The 20,192-nt window shown below is 69.9% G+C and carries 24 protein-coding genes; 19 read left to right on the top strand and 5 right to left on the bottom strand.

What is annotated here, in order from left to right:
* Positions 1-3: 3 nt before the first annotated feature.
* Positions 4-186, bottom strand: a complete 183-nt coding sequence (gene rpmF, locus VFR64_03240) for a 50S ribosomal protein L32 (protein ID HET9488760.1) — start codon at positions 184-186, stop codon at positions 4-6.
* Between the two features lie 18 nt (positions 187-204).
* Complete coding sequence (locus tag VFR64_03235) at positions 205-714, bottom strand: DUF177 domain-containing protein (GenBank protein HET9488759.1); 510 nt, start codon at positions 712-714, stop codon at positions 205-207.
* 171 nt (positions 715-885) lie between these two features.
* On the opposite strand from VFR64_03235, the gene htpX reads away from it, so the two are divergent.
* The 8 genes from htpX to VFR64_03195 are packed head-to-tail and all read left to right on the top strand — an operon-like array spanning position 886 to position 6,868.
* A complete protein-coding gene (gene htpX, locus VFR64_03230) occupies positions 886-1,734 on the top strand; it encodes a zinc metalloprotease HtpX (protein ID HET9488758.1) in 849 nt (282 codons plus the stop codon).
* 45 nt (positions 1,735-1,779) lie between these two features.
* Complete coding sequence (gene ccmA, locus VFR64_03225) at positions 1,780-2,499, top strand: heme ABC exporter ATP-binding protein CcmA (GenBank protein HET9488757.1); 720 nt, start codon at positions 1,780-1,782, stop codon at positions 2,497-2,499.
* Complete coding sequence (locus VFR64_03220) at positions 2,496-3,173, top strand: heme exporter protein CcmB (protein ID HET9488756.1); 678 nt, start codon at positions 2,496-2,498, stop codon at positions 3,171-3,173. The genes ccmA and VFR64_03220 overlap by 4 nt, the downstream gene beginning before the upstream one ends.
* A gap of 3 nt (positions 3,174-3,176) precedes the next feature.
* Positions 3,177-3,824, top strand: a complete 648-nt coding sequence (gene ccsA / locus VFR64_03215) for a cytochrome c biogenesis protein CcsA (GenBank protein HET9488755.1) — start codon at positions 3,177-3,179, stop codon at positions 3,822-3,824.
* Positions 3,824-3,976 carry a hypothetical protein gene (locus tag VFR64_03210; protein HET9488754.1) on the top strand — a complete coding sequence of 51 codons (153 nt, stop codon included), beginning with the start codon at positions 3,824-3,826 and terminating at the stop codon, positions 3,974-3,976. The genes ccsA and VFR64_03210 overlap by 1 nt, the downstream gene beginning before the upstream one ends.
* Positions 3,973-4,401, top strand: coding sequence for a cytochrome c maturation protein CcmE (locus tag VFR64_03205; protein HET9488753.1), 429 nt, complete (start codon positions 3,973-3,975; stop codon positions 4,399-4,401). The genes VFR64_03210 and VFR64_03205 overlap by 4 nt, the downstream gene beginning before the upstream one ends.
* On the top strand, positions 4,398-6,341 hold the full coding sequence (locus tag VFR64_03200) for a heme lyase CcmF/NrfE family subunit (GenBank protein HET9488752.1): 1,944 nt from the start codon (positions 4,398-4,400) through the stop codon (positions 6,339-6,341). Before VFR64_03205 ends, VFR64_03200 begins: the two co-directional genes overlap by 4 nt.
* Positions 6,338-6,868 carry a TlpA disulfide reductase family protein gene (locus VFR64_03195; GenBank protein ID HET9488751.1) on the top strand — a complete coding sequence of 177 codons (531 nt, stop codon included), beginning with the start codon at positions 6,338-6,340 and terminating at the stop codon, positions 6,866-6,868. The genes VFR64_03200 and VFR64_03195 overlap by 4 nt, the downstream gene beginning before the upstream one ends.
* On the opposite strand, the gene VFR64_03190 is transcribed toward VFR64_03195, so the two are convergent.
* Complete coding sequence (locus VFR64_03190; protein ID HET9488750.1) at positions 6,865-7,416, bottom strand: phosphate-starvation-inducible PsiE family protein; 552 nt, start codon at positions 7,414-7,416, stop codon at positions 6,865-6,867. The two genes, VFR64_03195 and VFR64_03190, sit on opposite strands and share 4 nt — an antisense overlap.
* 42 nt (positions 7,417-7,458) lie before the next feature.
* Between VFR64_03190 and VFR64_03185 the strand changes: the two genes are divergently transcribed.
* The 3 genes from VFR64_03185 to VFR64_03175 all read left to right on the top strand — a co-directional run bounded on the left by VFR64_03185 (position 7,459) and on the right by VFR64_03175 (position 9,601).
* A complete protein-coding gene (locus tag VFR64_03185) occupies positions 7,459-8,133 on the top strand; it encodes a BON domain-containing protein (protein ID HET9488749.1) in 675 nt (224 codons plus the stop codon).
* A 92-nt stretch (positions 8,134-8,225) separates the two neighbouring features.
* Positions 8,226-8,708: a cytochrome c-type biogenesis protein gene (locus VFR64_03180; protein HET9488748.1), complete on the top strand. Its 483-nt coding sequence runs from the start codon at positions 8,226-8,228 to the stop codon at positions 8,706-8,708.
* Positions 8,705-9,601: a tetratricopeptide repeat protein gene (locus tag VFR64_03175; GenBank protein ID HET9488747.1), complete on the top strand. Its 897-nt coding sequence runs from the start codon at positions 8,705-8,707 to the stop codon at positions 9,599-9,601. The genes VFR64_03180 and VFR64_03175 overlap by 4 nt, the downstream gene beginning before the upstream one ends.
* A 5-nt stretch (positions 9,602-9,606) precedes the next feature.
* Here VFR64_03175 and VFR64_03170 read toward each other — a convergent pair whose 3' ends face one another.
* Positions 9,607-10,326, bottom strand: coding sequence for a metal-dependent transcriptional regulator (locus tag VFR64_03170; GenBank protein ID HET9488746.1), 720 nt, complete (start codon positions 10,324-10,326; stop codon positions 9,607-9,609).
* A 61-nt stretch (positions 10,327-10,387) separates the two neighbouring features.
* Here VFR64_03170 and VFR64_03165 point away from each other — a divergent pair, with 61 nt between their 5' ends.
* From VFR64_03165 to VFR64_03130, 8 genes are all read left to right on the top strand, one after another.
* The gene (locus tag VFR64_03165) at positions 10,388-11,389 is read left to right on the top strand and encodes an extracellular solute-binding protein (protein ID HET9488745.1); all 1,002 of its coding nucleotides are present in this window, start codon (positions 10,388-10,390) and stop codon (positions 11,387-11,389) included.
* Between the two features lie 11 nt (positions 11,390-11,400).
* Positions 11,401-13,062, top strand: a complete 1,662-nt coding sequence (locus VFR64_03160) for an iron ABC transporter permease (GenBank protein HET9488744.1) — start codon at positions 11,401-11,403, stop codon at positions 13,060-13,062.
* A gap of 156 nt (positions 13,063-13,218) precedes the next feature.
* Positions 13,219-15,228: an NAD-dependent DNA ligase LigA gene (ligA, locus tag VFR64_03155; GenBank protein HET9488743.1), complete on the top strand. Its 2,010-nt coding sequence runs from the start codon at positions 13,219-13,221 to the stop codon at positions 15,226-15,228.
* The gene (locus tag VFR64_03150) at positions 15,225-16,196 is read left to right on the top strand and encodes a kelch repeat-containing protein (GenBank protein HET9488742.1); all 972 of its coding nucleotides are present in this window, start codon (positions 15,225-15,227) and stop codon (positions 16,194-16,196) included. Before ligA ends, VFR64_03150 begins: the two co-directional genes overlap by 4 nt.
* Complete coding sequence (locus VFR64_03145; GenBank protein HET9488741.1) at positions 16,193-16,837, top strand: tetratricopeptide repeat protein; 645 nt, start codon at positions 16,193-16,195, stop codon at positions 16,835-16,837. The genes VFR64_03150 and VFR64_03145 overlap by 4 nt, the downstream gene beginning before the upstream one ends.
* A 25-nt stretch (positions 16,838-16,862) precedes the next feature.
* Complete coding sequence (locus VFR64_03140; protein ID HET9488740.1) at positions 16,863-17,540, top strand: RraA family protein; 678 nt, start codon at positions 16,863-16,865, stop codon at positions 17,538-17,540.
* A 37-nt stretch (positions 17,541-17,577) separates the two neighbouring features.
* A complete protein-coding gene (locus VFR64_03135; GenBank protein ID HET9488739.1) occupies positions 17,578-18,000 on the top strand; it encodes a GNAT family N-acetyltransferase in 423 nt (140 codons plus the stop codon).
* A 23-nt stretch (positions 18,001-18,023) separates the two neighbouring features.
* Positions 18,024-18,485 carry a ClbS/DfsB family four-helix bundle protein gene (locus tag VFR64_03130; protein HET9488738.1) on the top strand — a complete coding sequence of 154 codons (462 nt, stop codon included), beginning with the start codon at positions 18,024-18,026 and terminating at the stop codon, positions 18,483-18,485.
* Between the two features lie 7 nt (positions 18,486-18,492).
* On the opposite strand, the gene cimA is transcribed toward VFR64_03130, so the two are convergent.
* A complete protein-coding gene (cimA, locus tag VFR64_03125) occupies positions 18,493-20,079 on the bottom strand; it encodes a citramalate synthase (protein HET9488737.1) in 1,587 nt (528 codons plus the stop codon).
* Positions 20,080-20,192: the final 113 nt, after the last annotated feature.

The raw sequence follows: 20,192 nt of genomic DNA, 5'->3' as shown, positions 1-20,192 counted from the left end.
CAGCTACTCACCCTCGACGGCAATGATCTCCCGACCCTTGTAGTACCCGCAGTGGGGACACACGCGGTGCGGCAGCTTGGGTTCGCGGCACTGGGGGCACACCGCGTGAGCCGGCGCGTCTAGCTTCCAGTGGGTGCGGCGCTTGCGGCCCCGCGTTCTCGAGTGACGGCGTTTCGGCAGCGGCATCCGGGTTCCTCTCTCGCCTCAGTGATTGAGTCGGCTGGTCAGGTCTTTGAGCACGGCCAGGCGGGGATCGGCGGACGGAGCCGGACACGCACAGCCGGCGGCGTTCCGGTTGGCCCCGCAGGTGGGGCAGAGCCCGCGGCAGTCCGCCCGGCAGAGCGGCTTCATCGGCAACGCCAGCGTGGTTTCCGTCTCTACGAGCGAGGCCAGGTTGAGCTCGTCGTTCTCGTAGAAGTCCAGATCCAGATCGTCGGCCCCGAGCTCCGCGTCGTCAACGAGCGACGGACGCGGCACGTACCGGAGGTCCACCCGCGGGCGGACATCGACGCGGAACTCCTCCAGGCAGCGCCCGCACACGAGGGGAACGGAGGCCGCCAGGTCGCCGACGACGACGACGTCCTCGCCGTCCCGGCTGACGTGCAGCCGCACGGCGTCGAGCCGCCAGGAACGATCGGTGAAGGGGGCGACGAACTCGCCGGCATTGGCCACCAGCAGCCCGTCGTCCTGGAGGTCGGACACTCGAATGATCATGACTCCGTCTCGCGGGAATTGCGTAAGTTGTTGTCGTTTAGAGAGTTTTCCCCTAAACCGGCCCAGTGTATCGGCGGGTCTAGGGCAAGTCAAGGAATTTGACCACTGTTTGACCGGTGCCGGGCCCTTTGCTACGCTTTGGGGCGCAGTTACGACGGGGAGGGAAACCCGATGTCGCACATCTTCAGAACGGCGCTGCTGCTGGCGGTCCTTACCGCGATACTCGTGGTGGTCGGCGGAGCGATCGGGGGCGAGCAAGGCATGCTGGTGGCCTTCGTCTTGGCCCTGGCGATGAACTTCTTCTCCTACTGGTTCTCCGACCGGATCGTGCTCAGGATGTACCGAGCGCAGCCCATCGATGAGGGCCAGTCCCCCCGTCTGTACGCGGTCGTGCGCCGGCTGGCTACCCGCGCCGGGATCCCGATGCCTCGCGTGTACCTGATCCCGTCCGAGACTCCCAATGCGTTCGCCACCGGCCGCAACCCTCAGCACGCCGCGGTGGCCGTGACCGAGGGCATCATGCGCCTGCTCGACGAGGAAGAGCTCGAAGGCGTCCTGGCCCACGAGCTGGCCCACGTCGCCAACAGAGACATCTTGATCTCCACGCTCGCGGCGACGCTGGCCGGGGCCATCACGTACCTGGCCCATATGGCGCAGTGGGCGGCGATCTTCGGCGGGCACCGCGGCGATGACGAGGAGCACGGCAGCAACCCGATGGTCATGATCCTGCTGGCCGTGCTGGCGCCCCTGGCGGCCATGCTGGTTCAGCTCGCCGTCTCCCGATCGCGCGAGTTTCACGCCGACGCGACCGGCGCCCGGGTGGCCGGCAAGACCTGGGGTCTGGCCAAGGCGCTGGAGAAGCTTCACATGGCGCAGCACGCCGTTCCCATGGACGCCAACCCCGCCACCGCGCATCTCTTCATCGTCAACCCGCTGAGCGGGCAGGCGATGATGAAACTGTTCTCGACGCACCCGCCGCTCGAGGAGCGGATCGCCCGGCTGCGCGCGATGCGGATCTGACAGCGGCAGCGCGCGCGGCGTCTCGTTCCCGAGGCCCGGAAACCGGTGACGGCTGAACCTCTCGTTCACCTGGCCGGTCTCAGCAAAGCCTTCGGCGGCACGCTGGTGCTGGACGGTATCGACCTCGACGTCCGCGCCGGCGAGGCCGTAGCCTTGCTGGGAGCCAACGGCGCCGGCAAGACGACGCTGCTCCGCATCGTGGCCACGCTGCTGCGGCCCAGCCGGGGCCGCGCTCTGGTGGCCGGCTTCGACTGCGCGCGCGAGCCCGACCGTGTCCGCGCCCAGGTCGGCCTGCTGGCCCATGGGGTCTGGGTCTACGAGGATCTGACGGCGCGAGAGAACCTCATCTTCTGGAGCAGCCTGAGGGGCCGCCCCGCCCGGGCCGACGAGCTGCACGCCGCGCTGGCCGCCGTCGACCTCGAACGGCTGGCCGCCGAGAGGGTGCGCACCTTCTCACTCGGGATGCGACGCCGGCTATCGCTGGCCCGGCTGGTGCTGGCCGCTCCCCGCGTCCTGCTGCTGGACGAGCCCTATGCCGGTCTCGACCCGCGGGCCAGCAAGTGGCTGGATGGGCACCTGGCCGCCGTGAAGGCGGGCGGAGGCGCCATCGTCATGGCGACACACAGCTTCAGCCGTGGCCTCGGCGTCACCGACCGTGTGGCCATCATGGCCGGCGGGCGCGTGGCTCACGACGCGGCGGTCGCCGCTCTCAGCGCCGAGGACATCCGCCACCTCTACGAGCTGCACGCGGAGGAGCCGGCGTGACGTACGCGCGACGGGCCTGGATCGTGCTGTGGAAGGACCTGCTGACCGAACGGCGCTCCAAAGAGACGTTCAACGCGCTCCTCTTCTTCGCGATGCTCCTCCTGTTCCTGTTCCAGTTCGCGCTGGGTGACGATCGCGAGCGGTTGGCCGCGGCGCTACCCGGGCTGCTCTGGCTCGGGTTCATCCTGAGCGGGCTGGTCGGCCTGGGCCGCGCCTTCCTCAGCGAGCGCGAGCACGACTGTTGGGAAGGGCTGGTCATGACGCCGGGGGACAAGTCGGCGATCTACCTGGGGAAGGTCGGCGGCAACCTCGTCCTGATGCTGGTGGTCGAGGCGATCATCCTCGCGCTCTTCACCGTGTTCTTCAACGTCGACGTGGCCGGGCACCTGGGCGCTCTCGTCGCCGTCGTGGTGCTTGGCACGGTGGGCGTGGCCGCCGTCGGCACTCTCTTCGCCGCCATGACCGCGAACGTGCGCGCGCGCGAGGTGCTCTTCCCCGTCCTGTTGCTGCCGATCCTGGTGCCGGTGCTGCTGGGGGCGGTCAAGGCCACCGAGGCCGTGCTCGCCGGCGAGCCGCTGACCACGGTCGCGCGCTGGCTCCAGCTCCTCGGCGCCGCTGACGTCGTCTACCTGACGGTGGGCCTTCTCACCTTCGATGCGGTGCTGGAGGGCTGAGGGGTGACTCGCCCTCTGGGATGGCTCGCCGCCCTGGGTTTGGCCGCGGGGCTGGTGCTGGCCTTCGCCGTCGCGCCGCGAGAGGCGGTCCAGGGCAACGTGCAGCGCATCATGTACCTGCACGTCCCCAGCGTGCTGGTCGCCTACCTCGCCTTCGCCGTGGTCCTCGTCGCCTCCATCGCGTACCTCGCCCGGCGGCGGGAGGGTGCCGACCGTCTGGCCCAGGCCTCCGCCGAAGCCGGAGTGCTCTTCACCGGCATCACGATCGGCTCGGGCGCCATCTGGGGGAAACCGACCTGGGGGACCTGGTGGACGTGGGACGCGCGTCTCACCACCGTGGCCATCCTGTTCGTGATGTATCTCGGCTATCTCCTGCTGCGCTCCATGATCGAGGACCGCGAGCGCGCCGCCCGCTATTCGGCGGTGCTCGGTATCCTGGCCGCGCTCGACATCCCGCTCGTGCATTTTTCCGTGCACTGGTGGCGGACACTGCACCAGCCCCCCTCGATCCTCAAGCCGGGGCCAAGCACGATGCCGCCCATCTTCGTGGCCGTGCTGCTCGTCAATCTGGCCGCGTTCACCCTCCTCTACGCGTGGTTCGTGACCAAGCGCGTGCGCTTGCTGCGCCGGGAGCAGGAGGCCCTGGCCTGATGCCCGACAACTGGGCCTTCGTGGCCGCCGCCTACGCCCTGGCCGCGCTCGTGCTCGGCGGCTACTGGCGCTACCTCCGCCGCCGCGAGAAAGAGCTCGACCGGCTGGGGACGTCGGGGCGTCCCCGCTCCCGACGAGCGTCGGCGCGATGAAGCCCAAGTTCGTGTTCGGCGGTCTCGTGATCGTGCTCGCCCTCGCTTACCTCATCTACTCCGGGGTGACGCAGTCGGCCGTCTACTTCGTCACGCCATCGGAGCTGACGGCGGCGCCGGTGGCAGGCAAGGCGTATCGCCTGGGAGGCCTCGTCACGCCCGGCTCCCTCAGCTGGGAGCCGAAGACCCTGGACCTCAGATTCGTCCTGACCGATGGCAAGAGCACCGTAGCAGTCCGCCACAAGGGGACGGCGCCCGACCTGTTCGGTGAGGGACGAGGCGCCGTGGTCGAGGGCTCCTGGGCGCCCGAGGGCTACTTCAAGGCCACGCTGATCATGGCCAAGCACTCGGAGGAGTATCAAGCGCCTGCCGACGGCGAGGCCGGGTACCGGGAGCTGATGCGGTCGCTCCAGGCCCCCCAATGACCCCCGAGCTGGGACAGGGCATCCTCCTGGTCGCGCTGGGCCTCACTCTGTGGGGCGTCGCCGCCGCCACCGCCGGCGGAAGGACGGGGCGTCCGGCTCTGGTCGAGTCGGCCCAGCATGCGGTCGTGGGCGTCTTCGCGCTGCTCACGCTGGCCTTCGCCCTGCTGGTGTACGCGTTCTTGACCTTCGACTTCTCGGTGCGTTACGTCGCCCTCAACACCAACCTCGGCACTCCGTTCTACTACCGGATCACCGGGGTGTGGGGCGCGCTCGAGGGCTCGCTGGTGCTCTGGGCCTGGATGCTCGGCCTCTACTCGCTGATCGTCGTGCTGGGCCAGCGGGAGCGGGCCCGCGAGCTCTACCCCTGGGTCCTCGCCGTGATGCTCGTCGTCCTGACCTTCTTCCTCCTGGTCATGACCGTGGCCGCCCCACCGTTCACCCGGCTCACGCCGGCGCCCGCCAACGGTCGCGGCCTCAACCCGTTGCTCGAGGACACGGGCATGATCACGCATCCCATCGCGCTCTACCTGGGCTTCACGGGTTTCACCGTGCCCTTCGCGTTCGCCATCGCCGCGCTGGTGACCAGCCGCGTCGGCGATACCTGGATCACCCTGACCCGCCGGTGGACGATCATCGCCTGGTACTTCCTCTCCCTCGGCCTGCTCATCGGGGGGTGGTGGAGCTACCACGTGCTGGGCTGGGGCGGCTACTGGGCCTGGGACCCCGTGGAGAACGCCGCCTTCATGCCCTGGCTGACCGGCACGGCCTTCCTGCACTCGGTCATGATCCAGGAGCGCCGGCGCATGCTGAAGCTCTGGAACATCACGCTGGTGATCCTCACCTTCAGCCTGACGATGTTCGGCACCTTCCTGACCCGCTCCGGCGTGATCGCCTCCGTCCACGCCTTCACCCAGGGCACGGTCGGCGTCTTCTTTCTGGCGTTCCTCGCCCTGGTCGTGCTGGCCTCCCTGGTCCTCCTGTCCTGGCGCTGGTACGCGCTGCGCGCCCAGGGACAGCTCGATTCCGTCGTCTCCCGGGAGTCCGCCTTCCTGCTCAACAACCTGCTGCTGGTCGCGGTCACGTTCACCGTCTTCTTCGGCACGGTGTTCCCGCTGCTGGCCGAGGCGGTGCGCGGGGTCAAGGTCAGCGTGGGCGCGCCCTTCTTCAATCAGGTGAACGTGCCACTGTTCCTCGGCCTCGTCTTCCTGATGGGCGTGGGGCCGCTCATCGCCTGGCGCCGCGCCTCGCCCGAGAATTTGCGCCGGAACTTTCTCGTCCCGGTCGCCCTGGGCGCGGTCGGCGCGGCGGTGTTCTTCTTGCTCGGTGTCCGCTCCGCTCTGGCGGTGCTGGCGCTGGCCCTGACGCTCTTCGTCGCCGCGACCATCGGGCTCGACGTCAGCCGGGCCACCCGCGCGCGGCTGCGCGCGGGCGAGTCGCTGTTCCCCGCCCTCGGCGGCCTGCTGCTACGCCACAACCGACGCTACGGCGGCTTCGTGGTCCACCTGGGGATTCTCCTGATCGTGGTCGGCGTGACCGGGTCGCAGGCGTGGTCGGTGCAGCGCGAGTCGACCCTGGCGGTGGGCGAGACCACGGAGCTGGCCGGCTACCGCCTGCGCTTCGACGGGCTGCGGGCCAACGAGGAGTCCAACCATTTCAAGGTCGTGGGCCGCTTCTCGGTGAGCCGCAACGGCTCGCCCCCGGCCCTCATGGAGCCGACCAAGAAGTTCTACCCGCAGGAGACGACGCCGATCGCCGGCGTGGACTACTGGCTGGGGTTCTGGGAGGACCTCTACCTGGTCCTGGGCGACTTCACGCGGGATGGGCGGCAGGCCACCGTCAAGGTCCAGGTCAACCGCCTGGTCACCTGGATCTGGATCGGCGGCTTCGTCCTCACCCTCGGCGCGGCGCTGGCGATCCTGCCCGAGCGTCGGAAGCCGTGACCCGACTGCTCCGCTGGCTTATCCCGCTGTCGACTGTTCCCGTGCTGGTCCTGCTCGCCTATGGCTTTCGCACCAATCCGCGGGACATCCCCTCGCCGCTGGTGGGCCGGCCAGCCCCCGCCTTCACGCTGACCACCTTCGGCGGCCAGCCCCTCTCGCTGGACGCCCACCGGGGCCAGGTGGTCGTGTTGAACTTCTGGGCCTCGTGGTGCTACCCCGCCTGCTACGAAGAGGCCCCCGTGCTGGAGCAGGGTTGGCGGCAGTGGCGCGACCGGGGCGTCGTGGTCCTGGGGCTGGACATTCAGGACACCGACGACAAGGCGAAGAAGTTCATCGCCGACTTCGGCCTCACCTTCCCCAACGCGCGCGACGTCACCGGCAAGGTCTCGATCGACTACGGCGTCTTCGGGGTTCCGGAAACGTTCTTCATCGACCGGCAGGGTCGCATCCATGCCCGGCACGTGGGCGCGGTCACCCCGGAGGTCTTCCGCTCGACGGTGGAGCGCCTGCTCGACGGGGGCGGCTAGCTCCGCTCGGCGACCGCCTGAGCCCCCCGCCGGCGGAGCATCAAGAGCGAGGCCACCAGCGCCACGATGGTGACGGTCAGCAGGGCCAGCTCGACCATCGCGCTGCGGAAGGCGACCTGACCCTGTTCGAGTAGTTTCGCGGATTCGGCGCTGAGGACCAAGAGCCGCCGGATCACCGCGATGAGTCCCACGATCAAGAACGGCTCGGGCACCAGCGCGTGCTCCCGGAACGACACCTGCACCGTGTAGAGAATCTCCACGATCATAAGAATCAACAGAATACGGTCCAGCAGTTCCACCACGGTACCGGGGAGGGTCCCGGCCACGACGTGGCGGACGAAGTCGACGACGCTGGTGCCGAGGAGCACGATCGCGCTGCCGGCGAGCAGGATGCTCAGGCCTACATAGACGAGGTCCTCGATCCGGGTGAAGGCACGGGCCGTCACCTCCCGCACGTTGTCCATCGCGGACTTCCGGCCCTTGGCCGGCTCGGCCATGCTGCCCCCCCGGTGGTCTCGGTAGGAGACTACACCATCGCGGGCGATCACTGGCCTCCGCCTTGCACAGCAACGGGAGCAAGGAGTACAGCCATGCCAACACCAACTCGTGCCATCGTCGTGCTCTCGGGAATTCTTCTCATCATGGCCGGCTGCCGGACAGCCACGGGACGAAGCGCTGGCCAGTGGATCGACGACAAGACCACCACAGCAAAAGTGAAGGCCGCCGTCGCCTCGACGCAGATCGGGAGCATAACCCGGGTCGACGTCGACACCAGCAACGGCACCGTCTTCCTCACCGGAGTGACCAGCACGGACAGCGAGCGCCAGCGCATCGCGGAGGCGGCGCGCATAGCCGCCAATGGCAAGCCGGTGACGAGCAACCTCGTCCTGGCGACGGCGACGCGCGAGGAGGCGGCAGCCAGCGGGATGGTCCCCGCCGCCTCGCCCAGGACCGATGCCCAGGCGGGTCAGCAGCACCTGGCCAGTGCGACACCACCGCCGGCCACGCGCCTGAAGTTCAGCCGGCTGGAAGCCGAGGCTCCGACCATGGGCCGGTTCGCCGCCTATGACCAGGGCGGGCAAAGGGTGGCAACCGTATACACGGTCCCGGCATCCGAGTTTCGCGATTCGGGTATCACCACGCTGCAGGCGGGCAAACACCGTATCGATCACATTTCCATCTACCGCCAGCCGGGCGGGGGGGACCCGCAGTACCACGTGGTGCTGTGGCACGTGGACCGGCGGCAGGCGCAAGCACTCGAATAACAGCACGACGAGAACTGCCGGAGCCCCGCCGGCAGTTCTCGAGGCCGGCCGCGTACGTGCGAGGGCGCCCCCCGGCGGTGTAGTCTAGACCGATGCGCACGGCGCGCTCACCCCAGGGGCTGCTGATCACGCTAGCCCTGCTCACGCTCGTCGCCTTTGCCCCGGCGTCGGCCCAGCAGCCGGCCCGGCACGTCGACGAGGAGCAAGTGCACGCCATCGCCAGGCAGCTTCGCTGCGTGGTCTGCCAGAACCTCTCCGTCGCCGACTCTCCGTCCGAGATGGCCAACCAGATGCGTGCGGTCATCCGGGAGCGTCTGGCTGCCGGCGAGCAGCCGGACCAGGTCGTCGAGTACTTCGTGGACAAGTACGGCGAATGGATCCTGCTGGAGCCCAGGCGTCGAGGCTTCACCGCGGTGGTGTGGATCGTTCCCCCGCTGGGGGCCCTGATCGGTCTGGCGATCGTGGCGCTGCTCATCGTGCGCTGGACGCGGTCACGCCCGCCGACTGCCGTCACGCCCCGGCTGGATCCGGCGATGAGCGAGCGGATCCGGCGCGAGATGGAGGCCGAGCCGTGACGGGCGCCGTCGGCATCGCCGTCGTGGTTCTGGCCCTCGGGCTGCCCCTGGCCGCCTTCACCCTGTGGCCGCTGCGTCGAACGGGCGCCGCGAGGTTCCTGCCGCTGCCCATCGACGCTCGCGAGCAGCTGCAGGAGCAGAAGCGGCACGTGCTGCGAGCGCTCCGGGAGCTGCGGTTCGAGCACGAGGCCGGCCACGTCTCCGACGACGACTATGCCGAGCTGGCCGCCCGCTACGAGGCCGAGGCCGCGCGGGTGCTCACCGAACTGGACCGCATGGGCCCGGTCGCACCGAGCGCCGGGGCCACCCCGGTACCGGCGGCGCCGCGCGGTTGGCGCCATCCGCTCGTCGTCACGTCGGGGGCGCTGGCCCTGGTCGGCTTCGGCGTGGCGCTCGGGGCGGGGATCAGCCGCCACACGAGCCCCGATCCCACCGCCGGTCTGCCGATGCCGGGCTCGCGCCCTCTGGCCAGGCTGGATCCGCTTCCCGGCGCCCCGCCGCGTCAACCGGGCTCGGTGAGCCCGGAGATGCTGCAGGGCATGCTACAGGCCGCCCGGAACAGCCTGGCCGAGGGGCGCTACGGCGAGGCCATCGCTGCCTACCAGGCGGTGCTCAAGCGTCATCCCGACAACGTCGACGCGATGACCCATCTGGGACTCATCGTCGCGATCGGGGGTCACGCCGACGCGGCGCTGGAGACGTTCGACCGCGCGCTGGCCATCGACCCGGACTATGGGCCGGCCCTGCTGTACCGGGGGCAGGTCCTTTACGAGACGAAGCGTGACACGGCCGGCGCTATCCGTTCCTGGGAGCAGTTCCTGAAGGTGGTTCCCGTCGGCGAGGATCACGAGCGGGTCAAGCGCTTGATCACCGAGGCAAAGACGAAAAAGTAACCGCCTCAGGCCGGGGCGCTGGCGCGCTCGGGCCGGTACACCCAGATTTTGGCGGCCGCCGGGAGCCCGAGCGCGATCGTGCGCCCGTCGCCCGCGAGCGTGATCGTGCCCGCCCACGGGGCGACCTCCACGACGCGGAGGCGTCGGCCCGGGCGGACCTCGGCCCGCCACAGATACTCGAGCAGATCCTTGTCGGCCTCGGCCTCTTCGGTGATGCGCTCCACCACGACCGTCGTCCCCGCCTTCGCGCGTGCGAGCGGGAACGGCTCGACGCGGACGGCTGAGGGCATGCCCGGAATCGGATTGCCGTGGGGGCAGGTGCTGGGCATGCCGAGCAGCGCGGCCAGCCGCTCCTCGACGCGCGGCGAGATGGCGTGCTCGAGCCGGTGGGCTTCCTCGTGGGCGTCGGCCCAGTTCAGCCCGAGCGTGTCGGTCAGCCACCGCTCGAGCAGCCGGTGGCGCCGGGCCATCACCTCGGCGATCTCCCGGCCCTTGGGCGTGAGGCTGACGGCCTTGCCCCGGCCTACGCGGACGTAGCCCCCCCGCGTGAGCCGCTGGATCGCCTCGAACACGGCGGGCGCGGAGATCCCCAGGTGCTTGGCCAGCCGGGCGCCGATCACAGGCCCGCTGCTGGCGCCCAGATCGTAGATGGCGGCCAGGTAGTCCTGAACCGAAGCGGTCGTGGAGGCGGCGCCTGCGTTCTTTAGGCTTGACGTTCTCTTCATATTAGGTAAACCTAATGCTCGATTGCTCCTGGCGCCAGTATAGCCCGGAAAGGACCGTGCGATGCGATTGATCCTGGTCGTTTTCCTCCTCGTGCTCATCACGGCGCTTCCCGCAGCCTCCATCACGAGCGCGTCCGACGCGGTCGTCGCGTACTCGGCCCGGCACTACGGGCACGAGGCCGCCTTCGACGCGTTCACCCGCAGGACGGGCATCCCCGTGAAGATCTTCAACGGCAACACCGGCGAGCTGTTCGAACGCCTCAAAGCCGAGGGCGATCGCACGCCGGCCGACGTCCTTTTCACGGTGGACGCCGGCAACCTCTGGAACGCAGCCCGGGCCGGCCTGCTCTCGCGCGTGGACTCGCCCGAGCTGCAGGCGAACGTTCCGGCTCACCTGCGGGATCCGGAGCAGCGCTGGGTGGGCCTGACGGTCCGGGCCCGCACCATCGTCTACAGCACCCAGCGGGTGAAGCCGGCCGAGCTCAGCACCTACGGAGCGCTCGGCGAGCCCCGCTGGAAAGGACGCCTGTGCCTGCGCACCTCGGGCTACATCTACAACCAGTCGCTGCTCGCCACCATGATCAAGCGCCACGGCGAGCCGCGCACGGAGGAGATCGTGCGGGGCTGGGTGGCCAACCAGCCGATCCTCATCAACGGCGACACGAAGATCCTGGAGGCGATCGCCGCCGGCCAGTGCGACGTGGGACTTGCCAACCACTACTACCTGGCCCGCCGGCTCGCCAAGGATGCGAGCTTCCCGGTGGGAATCTACTGGGCCAATCAGCAGACGACGGGGACGCACGTCAACGTCTCGGGCGCCGGCGTGACGGCCCACGCCAGACATCGCGCCGGGGCGATCAAGTTCCTCGAGTACCTGTCCAGCCCGGAAGCCCAGCAGATGTTCGCCGACCTGTCCTTCGAGTATCCGGCCAACCCCCAGGCCTCCCTGCACCCCCTGGTCGCCCGCTGGGGCAAGTTCAGGCACGACGACATCAATATCGCCGCGGCCGGCGAGTACCAGGCCGCGGCGACCCGGCTCGCTGATCGCGTGGGCTACCGGTAGCCGGCGGCCACATGGGCGCGAGGCGGGTCCGCACCCGCGAGATCGAGGTCCAGGGGGCACGCCAGCTCGAGCTGTCACCGTGGGTCGCCGCGGTGGCGCCGGTCGCGGCCATCCTGGCCGTGCCGATCGTCGCCGTGCTCTCGTCCCTGGCTCACCCCCGGCTGGAGGTGTGGGAGCATCTCTGGCAGACGCAGCTCGGGGAGCTCGTCACCAATACCCTGTTCCTGCTGGCCGGCGTGGGCGCGACCACCCTGGTCCTCGGCACCGGGCTGGCCTGGCTCGTCGTCGGCTTCCGCTTCCCGGGCCGGGCCGTGTTCGAGTGGGCGCTCATGCTGCCCCTCGCCGTGCCCGCCTACGTCATCGGCTTCGCATTCCTGGGCCTCTTCGACTACGCCGGTCCGGTACAGTCGGCGCTGCGCCGCGAGCTGGGGGAATGGGCGCGCCTGCCCGACATCCGCTCGTACGGGGGCATCGTCGCCGTCATGACCCTGGTCTTCTATCCGTACGTCTACCTGCTCGCCCGAGACGCGTTTCGCCAGCAGGGGGCGGCCACCCTGGAGACGGCGCGCAGCCTGGGGCACACACGATTTCAGGTTCTCTGGAAGGTGATGCTCCCCATGGCGCGGCCCTCCCTGGTCGCCGGGGTATCGCTGGCCATGATGGAAGCCCTGGCCGACTTCGGTACGGTGGCCACGTTCGGTTACCGCACGTTGACGGAAGCGATCTATCGCGTGTGGCTGGGGATGTTCGAGCGCGACGCCGCCGTCCAGCTCGCCAGCGTCCTGCTGCTCTTCGCCGCCCTCCTGCTGGCGCTCGAGCGGGCGCTCCGCGGCCGCGCGCGCTTCGTGCAGAGTCATCGCCGCGGGCCTGGCATCACGCCCGTCGCCCTGAGCGGCTGGCGCGCCGGCGCGGCGACGCTGGCCTGCGCGGTGGTGCTCGCGGCGGCCTTCGTGCTGCCGGTGGGACAGCTGCTCGTGTGGGCCCGTGAGGCCGACGTGGGCAGTCACCTTCCTTTCGGCCGTCTGCTCGCCAACACCCTCGTCCTGGCCAGCCTGGCCGCCACCATCACCGGCGTGCTGGCGCTCGTCCTCGTCTACGCGGCGCGCTTGCACCCGTCAACGACGGTCCGCGCCGTCACGCGCTTCGTCTCGATGGGCTATGCGCTGCCTGGCTCGGTGATTGCCGTCGGCGTGCTGGGTCCCGTCGCCGTGCTCGACCATTTCCTCGTGAGCGGTCTGGAGCGACTGCTGGGGCACCCGCTGGGCCTCGTGCTCACCGGCTCGATTGCCGCGCTCGTCTACGCCTACGTCGTGCGGTTCCTGGCCGTCGGCTACCAGACCCTCGACGCCAGCCTGGGCAAGATCCCCGGCACCTTCGACGACGCGGCGCGCTCGTTGGGCACGTCGGTCCTCGGCACCCTCCGCCGGGTGCATCTGCCTCTCGTTCGCGGTGGCCTCCTCACCGCGCTCATCCTCGTCTTCGTGGAGACGATGAAGGAGATGCCGGCCACGCTCCTGTTGCGACCGTTCGGCTTCGACACCCTCGCCGTGGGCGTCTGGGAGCTGACGGCGGAGTCCCTGTGGGAGGACGCTTCCGTGCCGGCCCTGGCCATCGTCGCCGCGGGCCTCCTGCCCGTCTTCCTGGCCATCCGCTGGAGCCAGCGCCCCCGTTGAACCGGGTCGCGCCGACGTCGGACTCGCGCGCCACCCGCGTGGTCCGCGAACCGCAACCCGCGTGGTCCGCGAACCCCTCCCGCCCCCCGCCACCACCCCGCGCCGCCACCCGCGGCCGCCGGTAGAGAGCGGAACTTGCGTGGTACCATCGCCCCCATGCATCGGGGGGAAGCGGCGCAGCGGATTGCCGAGCTGCGCGAGCGAATCCACCATCACGACTATCTCTATTACGTCGAGGCCCGCCCCGAGATCGCCGATGCCGAGTACGACGCGCTGGTGCGCGAGCTGCGGGAGCTGGAGGCCGAGTTCCCCGACCTCGTCACGCCGGACAGCCCCACCCAACGCGTGTCGGGGCAGCCGGTGGACGCGTTCAAGCCGGTGGAGCACGTCCAGGCCATGCTCTCGCTGGACAATGCGACCACCCCCGAGCAGCTGCGCGAGTTCGAGGCCCGTCTGACCCGGGTCCTGCCCGGGGCGCGCTTCAGCTATGTCTGTGAGCCGAAGGTCGACGGGTTGGGCGTGGCCTTGCTCTACCGCCGGGGCCGTCTCGCGCGCGGCGCCACCCGGGGCGACGGCCGGGTGGGCGAAGAGATCACCGCGAACCTCCGCACCGTCCGCAGCCTGCCCATGGTGTTGCGCGGGCGCCTGGCCGAGGCCGACGAGGTGGAGGTGCGCGGCGAGGTCTACATGCCCGGCGAGGACTTCGCGGCGCTGAACCGGGCGTTGGAGGAATCCGGCGAGCCGACCTTCGCCAACCCCCGCAACGCCGCCGCGGGGTCGCTCCGCCAGAAGGATCCGGCGGTCACGGCTCGACGCCCGCTGGCGATCTTCCTGTACCACGTCAGCCGGGCGCGTGACCTGGGCTTTCCCTCCTACAGCGAGACGCTGGACGCGCTGCGCGAGGCGGGCTTCCGCGTCAATCCGCGCACGGAGCGCTGTCCCGACATCGAGGCCGTGCTGGTTTACTGCGCGCGCCTGGAGGCCGATCGCGACAGCCTGGGCTACGACGCCGACGGCGCCGTGGTGAAGGTCGACAGCCTCGAGCACCAGCTCCACCTCGGCTCCACCAGTCATCATCCCCGGTGGGCGATCGCCTACAAGTTCACCGCGCGCCAGGCCACCACCACCGTGCTCGCCATCGACGTCAACGTCGGCAAGACGGGCGCGCTGACGCCCGTGGCCAAGCTGGAGCCGGTGGAGCTGGCCGGCGTGACGATCCGCAACGTCAGCCTGCACAACGAAGACGAGGTGCGCCGCAAGGACATCCGTGTGGGGGACACCGTCCTCATCGAGCGCGCCGGCGACGTGATCCCCTACGTCGTCCAGGTCGTCATGTCCCGGCGTCCGGAGAAGACCCGGCCCTACGTCTTTCCGGAGCGCTGTCCCGTCTGTGGCCACGCGGCGGCGCGGCTGCCGGGCGAGGCGCACTGGCGGTGCTTGAACAGCGCCTGCCCGGCGCAGCTCAAGGAGCGCCTCCGGCACTTCGGCTCTCGCCACGCCATGGACATCGAGGGACTGGGCGAGGCCGCCGTCGACCAGCTCGTGGACACGGGCCTCGTGCGCAACTTCGCCGACCTCTACGATCTCACCGCCGAGCAGGTGGCCCGGCTGGAGCGCTTCGCCGAGAAATCGGCGCAGAACCTGGTCGGCGCCATTCAGGCCTCGAAGAGCCGCGGCCTGGCGCGGCTCCTGAACGGCCTGGGGATCCGCATGGTCGGCGAGCGGGCGGCGGCGCTGCTCGCCCGGCGGTTCGGCAGCATGGCTCGGCTCCTGTCGGCCTCGGCCGACGAGCTGGCCGAGGTGCGCGGGATCGGCCCCCAGATCGCGCAGTCCGTGCGCAAGTTCTTCGACGACCCGGCCAACCGTGACGTCATCGAGAAGCTCCGACGGGCGGGCGTGGCCCTGGGCGACACGGCCCCCGAGGACGCCGGTCCCCGGCCACTCGAGGGCAAGACGTTCGTGCTGACCGGCACGCTCGCGAATCTCCCGCGCGAGACGGCGCGTGAGCTGGTCGAGCAGCTAGGAGGTCGCGTGACGACATCGGTGTCGAAAAAGACGGATTACGTGGTCGCCGGCGAGTCTCCCGGAAACAAGCTGGACGACGCCAAGCGCCTGGGCGTTCCTGTCCTCGACGAGGGGGCCTTCCTGGCCCTCGTGGGCCGATGAGGCTGCCATCGTTCGCCGGCGCCGTGTTGCTGGCGGCCGGTGTCGCCGGCTGCCTGGGCGCGACCACGGACTCCCCCGCGCCGCTGGACGTCACCTCGCCCGGCGCGTGGACCACGCTGGCCCCCATGCCGACCCCACGCCAGGAGGTCGCCGTCGCGGCCCTCGACAATCTCGTCTACGTCATCGGCGGCTTCGGGCCTTCGGCCCTCCCGATGATCACGGTGGAGGCCTACGACCCCACGACGAACGAATGGGCCACGAAGGCGCCCCTGCCGGAGGCCACTCACCACGCCGCGGCCGTCGTGGTCGACGGCCGGCTCTTCGTCCTCGGAGGCTACACGGGCGGCCGCATGAGCTGGACCGCCGTCCCGACGGTGTACGAGTACGATGCGGAGCGCAATGCGTGGAGCACACGCGCGCCCCTGCCCACGCCGCGAGGCGCCCTGGCCGCAGTGGTCCTGGGCGGACGCATCCACGCCCTGGGCGGAACCGGAGACGACACCACCGGCGTCCACGAGGTGTACGACGTCGCGAGCAACCGGTGGACCGCGGCCAACCCGATGCCGACGGCGCGCGATCACTTCGCCGCGGTGGCGTTTCAGGGGCGGATATGGGCCGTCGGGGGGCGGACGTCGTTCATGGGCCAGCAGTTCGACAACGTCGAAGTCTACGACCCGGCAACCGACAGCTGGCAGACCGGACCGCCGCTGCCCACCGCGCGCGGCGGCCTGGCCGCCGCGGTGCTGGCCGACCGGATCTTCGTGTTCGGGGGCGAGGCGCCGTTCAGGATCTTCAACGCCACCGAGATGTACGAGCCCGCTGGCAACCGGTGGATCGCCAAAGCCCCGATGCCCACGCCGCGCCACGGCATCGGCGCCGCCGTGCTCGACGGCCGCATCTACGTGCCGGGTGGGGGGCGTGAGCCGATGTTCGCCGCCACCGGCGTGAACGAGGTCTACACGCCGTGACCCTGGCCGGCGTCCTCGGGCTCGTCGCCGCGCTGCTCCTCGTGGCGCCGGCCGCAGCGGGCGCCGATCGTGCGCGCGACCTCGCCGACCTCGGCGACCGCACGAGCGCGGAGGCCCGGCAACGCGGCGCCCGGGGCCTGGGACGGACCGGCACCATGGACGACCTGCCCAGCCTCGTGCGGGCGCTGCGGGACACCGACGCCGAGGTGCGAGCGTCGAGCGAGGCCTCCATGTGGGAGATCTGGAGCCGCTCCGGCGACGCGGAGATCGACCGGCTGTTCGCCCGGGGAGTGGAGCAGATGACCGCGCACGAGGCCGAGGCGGCCGTGCAGACGTTCTCTCGCATCATCCAGCGACGCCCGGACTTCGCCGAGGGGTGGAACAAACGCGCCACGCTCTACTACCTGCTGGGTGATTACGAGCGCTCCCTCGCCGATTGCGACGAGGTCATGAGACGCAATCCCTATCACTTCGGCGCCCTCAGCGGCTACGGCATGATCTTCATGCGACTGGGTCAACCCGAGACAGCGCTCGGATACTTCGAGCGAGCCCTGACCATCAATCCCAATCTGAGTCAGGTCGAAGAGGCCGTGCGGCTGCTGCGGGAGATCCTCATCCAGAAGCGCAAGGACACCATCTGACGAACCACACCTTCAGGAGGTGGACGTGATCGATGCCCTCAAGAAGATCTCCAGTCCCACGGTGGCCAATGCCATCGAGACGTTCGACGTGCGGCCCCGCCACCAGGGCTTCATGTCGTCCGACATCCGGTGTCTGTTCCCCGACCTGGGTCCCCTGGTGGGCTACGCAGTGACGGCGCTCATCCGTGCCGAGCCTCAGCCGCTGCAGGGTCACCGCTCGAGCACGTTCGCCTGGTGGGAGTACGTGCTATCCATCCCGGCTCCGCGCGTCGTGGTCGTCCACGACCTGGACGATCCGCGCGGCCAGGGCGCGCAGTGGGGAGAGGTCCAGGCCAACATCCACCGGGCCCTCGGGTGCGTGGGCGTGGTCACCGACGGGTCCGTGCGCGACCTGGACGAGGTGCGGGCGCTGGGCTTCCAGTTCGCCGCCGCTCACGTGTCCGTCTCCCACGCCTGGGTCCACATGGTGGACTTCGGCCTGCCCGTCAAGGTCGGCGGCCTGTGGGTGAAGCCCGGCGACCTGATCCACGCCGACCACCACGGCGTGGTCACCGTTCCCCCCGAGCTGGCCCCCAGGATCCCCGAGGGGGTGGCCAAGGTCGACGCCGACGAGCGGAAGATCATCGCGTGCTGCCAGGCCCCGGACTTCACCGTGGACAAGCTCAAGGAGCTCTACAAGCAGGTGCGCCCCGGCACTTACTGAGCCAGGGCGGCTGGCCGCCGGCGGTACACTGGGCCCCATGGTGATCCGGCAGCCGGACCAGACCGACCTCGCCGGCGTCATGGCGCTGGCCGTCCAGGCCATCGGGCCGGAGCGGGCCGGCCCGGTGATCCGCTCGCACGTGGAGCAGCATCACCTGCTGGTCGCCGAAGACGACGCCCATGTGGCGGGCGTGCTGGCGTACCGGACCGACTGGTTCCAGTGCACGCTGGTGTCGCTGGTCTGCGTCCGGGAAGACCTGCGCCGGCGCGGTGTCGCCCGCGCCCTCTTCCAGGCGGTCGAGCGGATGTCGCCGAGCCCGCGGCTGTTCTCGTCGGCCGAAGAGACGAACGCGCCAGCCATCCGCATGCACACGGCGCTGGGCTTCGCGCCGTCCGGGCACATCGACAACCTGCCCCAGGGCTACCGCGAACTGCTCTTCTACAAGCGGCTGGCCCCGTAGGCACGCGGCGAAAGGAGCACACCGTGAAGACCAAGGAGGACCTGCTGCAGGCGGCCGCCCGGGAGTACCAGGCCTTTCACGAGGCCCTGCGCGGCCTGAACGAGGAGCAGATGAGCGAGCGGTGGCTGGGCATCTGGAGCGTGCGCGAAATCGTGGGCCACATGTCGGGCTGGCATCGGGAAATGGCGCCGGCGCTGCGGCGGCTGGCCCGGGGCGAGCGGCCGATTCCCGAAGGCAGCAGCTACGACGATGTCGACGGCTGGAACGCCAACTTCGCCGCCGCCGTCAAGGACAAGCCGGTCGCCCAGGTGATGCTGGACCTGGACCGCTCCCACGAGGATTTCATGCACGCGGCCATGGCGGTGCCCGGCGAACGGTACCAGCCGGGGAAGACCGCGTGGCAGATCGTGGATAGCACGACCGCCCATCACTACAAGGAGCACGGCGACCAGGTCCGCGCCTGGCGCCGCTCGCGCGGAATCTGACGCGCCGTCAGCCGGCGGCCGGGCGTCTGGCGTCGGCGCGCAGCTTGTAGTCGATGGAGTCGACCAGCGCCCGCCAGGACGCCTCGATGATGTTGTCGGCGACGCCCACGGTGCCCCACGTCTCGCGCCCGTCGCCCGAGGTGATGAGGACGCGGGTCTTGGCGGCGGTCGCCTTGGCCTCGTCCAGGATCCGCACCTTGTAGTCGAGCAGGCGCATCTCCTTGAGGCCGGGGTAGAACTCCTCGAGCGCCTTGCGCAGGGCGTGGTCGAGCGCGTTCACGGGGCCGTTGCCGGACGCCGCGGTGTGCTCCAGGATGCCTTTGACCCGCACCCGCACGGTGGCCTCGGCGACCGGCTCGCCCTGGCTGTTCTGCTCTTCCACGATCACCCGATAGGCCTCGAGCTCGAAGTACGGCCGGTAGCGGCCCAGGGCGCGCTCCATCAGCAGCTCGAACGAGGCCTCGGCCCCTTCGAACAAGTACCCCTGATCCTCCAGGATCTTGATCTCGTCGAGGATCCGCCGCGAGTCCGGAGTGTCGCGGTCGAGATCGATCCCGAATTCCCGCGCTTTCCAGAGGATGTTGGACTTGCCGGCCAGCTCCGAGACCAGCACGCGCCGCTGGTTGCCCACCGCCCCGGGAGCGACGTGCTCGTACGTGTCGGGGTGCTTGAGCACGGCCGAGACGTGCATGCCGCCCTTGTGGGCGAAGGCCGAGTCGCCCACATAGGGCTGAGAGGACCAGGGCTTGCGATTGGCCAGCTCGGCGGTGAACCGGGACAGCTCGCGGAGCTCGCGCAGGTTGGCCTCGGGCACGCACGGGAGCTTCAGCTTGAGCACCAGGCTGGGGATGATGGAGACCAGGTTGGCGTTGCCGCAGCGCTCCCCGAAGCCGTTGATCGTGCCCTGGACCTGATTCACGCCCTCCAGCACGGCGGCCAGCGAGTTGGCCACGGCGCACTCGGCATCGTTGTGGACGTGGATGCCGAGCGGTGTGGACAGCGCGCCCTTGACCTCGCGGATGATCTCCACCAGGGCGGACGGCAGCGTGCCGCCGTTGGTGTCGCAGAGCACGATCCAGCGCGCGCCGGCCTCGGCGGCCGCGCGCAGGGTGGCCAGCGCGTACTCGCGGTTGGCCCGGAAGCCGTCGAAGAAGTGCTCGGCGTCGTAGATGACTTCCGCCAGCCGCGGGCGCAGGTACGCGATGGTGTCTGCGATCATGGCCAGGTTCTCGGCCAGCGTCGTCTCCAGCGCATGGGTGACGTGAAAATCCCACGACTTGCCGACGATGGTCGCCACCGGCGCGCCGGCATCGAGGATGGCCTGCATGTTGGGATCGGATTCGGCCTGGCCGCCGGCCCGCCGCGTCATGCTGAACGCGGCCAGCTTGGCGTGCTTGAGAGGGACGTCCTGCATCCGTCGGAAGAAGCGCAGGTCCTTGGGGTTGGAGCCGGGCCAGCCGCCTTCGATGTAGTGGATGCCGAAGGCGTCGAAGCGGCTGGCCAGCCGGACCTTGTCCTCCATCGAGAACGACACGCCCTCGCCTTGCGTGCCGTCGCGCAGGGTCGTGTCGTAGATCGTGATCAATCGGGCCATCGCTCCTCCTGCCTCAGCCGTCCCGCCATGATGCGGCCGCCCGCGCGGGGGTGTCAATCACAGCGCGAGGCAGCGGCGGTGTCAATGACCCCATGACCGGGGCCGGTTCGTTC

Source organism: Candidatus Methylomirabilota bacterium, from assembly GCA_035709005.1.
Taxonomy (GTDB): Bacteria; Methylomirabilota; Methylomirabilia; order Rokubacteriales; family CSP1-6; genus 40CM-4-69-5.
This window is presented reverse-complemented; position numbering and strand designations above follow the sequence as displayed.

Excerpts from the sequence above, each read along its gene's own strand:
- rpmF (HET9488760.1), bottom strand. The coding sequence starts at position 186 with ATGCCGCTGCCGAAACGCCGTCACTCGAGAACGCGGGGCCGCAAGCGC.
- VFR64_03235 (HET9488759.1), bottom strand. The coding sequence starts at position 714 with ATGATCATTCGAGTGTCCGACCTCCAGGACGACGGGCTGCTGGTGGCC.
- htpX (HET9488758.1), top strand. The coding sequence starts at position 886 with ATGTCGCACATCTTCAGAACGGCGCTGCTGCTGGCGGTCCTTACCGCG.
- VFR64_03210 (HET9488754.1), top strand. The coding sequence starts at position 3,824 with ATGCCCGACAACTGGGCCTTCGTGGCCGCCGCCTACGCCCTGGCCGCG.
- VFR64_03205 (HET9488753.1), top strand. The coding sequence starts at position 3,973 with ATGAAGCCCAAGTTCGTGTTCGGCGGTCTCGTGATCGTGCTCGCCCTC.
- VFR64_03200 (HET9488752.1), top strand. The coding sequence starts at position 4,398 with ATGACCCCCGAGCTGGGACAGGGCATCCTCCTGGTCGCGCTGGGCCTC.
- VFR64_03185 (HET9488749.1), top strand. The coding sequence starts at position 7,459 with ATGCCAACACCAACTCGTGCCATCGTCGTGCTCTCGGGAATTCTTCTC.
- VFR64_03180 (HET9488748.1), top strand. The coding sequence starts at position 8,226 with ATGCGCACGGCGCGCTCACCCCAGGGGCTGCTGATCACGCTAGCCCTG.
- VFR64_03170 (HET9488746.1), bottom strand. The coding sequence starts at position 10,326 with ATGAAGAGAACGTCAAGCCTAAAGAACGCAGGCGCCGCCTCCACGACC.
- VFR64_03165 (HET9488745.1), top strand. The coding sequence starts at position 10,388 with ATGCGATTGATCCTGGTCGTTTTCCTCCTCGTGCTCATCACGGCGCTT.
- VFR64_03160 (HET9488744.1), top strand. The coding sequence starts at position 11,401 with ATGGGCGCGAGGCGGGTCCGCACCCGCGAGATCGAGGTCCAGGGGGCA.
- ligA (HET9488743.1), top strand. The coding sequence starts at position 13,219 with ATGCATCGGGGGGAAGCGGCGCAGCGGATTGCCGAGCTGCGCGAGCGA.
- VFR64_03150 (HET9488742.1), top strand. The coding sequence starts at position 15,225 with ATGAGGCTGCCATCGTTCGCCGGCGCCGTGTTGCTGGCGGCCGGTGTC.
- VFR64_03135 (HET9488739.1), top strand. The coding sequence starts at position 17,578 with ATGGTGATCCGGCAGCCGGACCAGACCGACCTCGCCGGCGTCATGGCG.
- cimA (HET9488737.1), bottom strand. The coding sequence starts at position 20,079 with ATGGCCCGATTGATCACGATCTACGACACGACCCTGCGCGACGGCACG.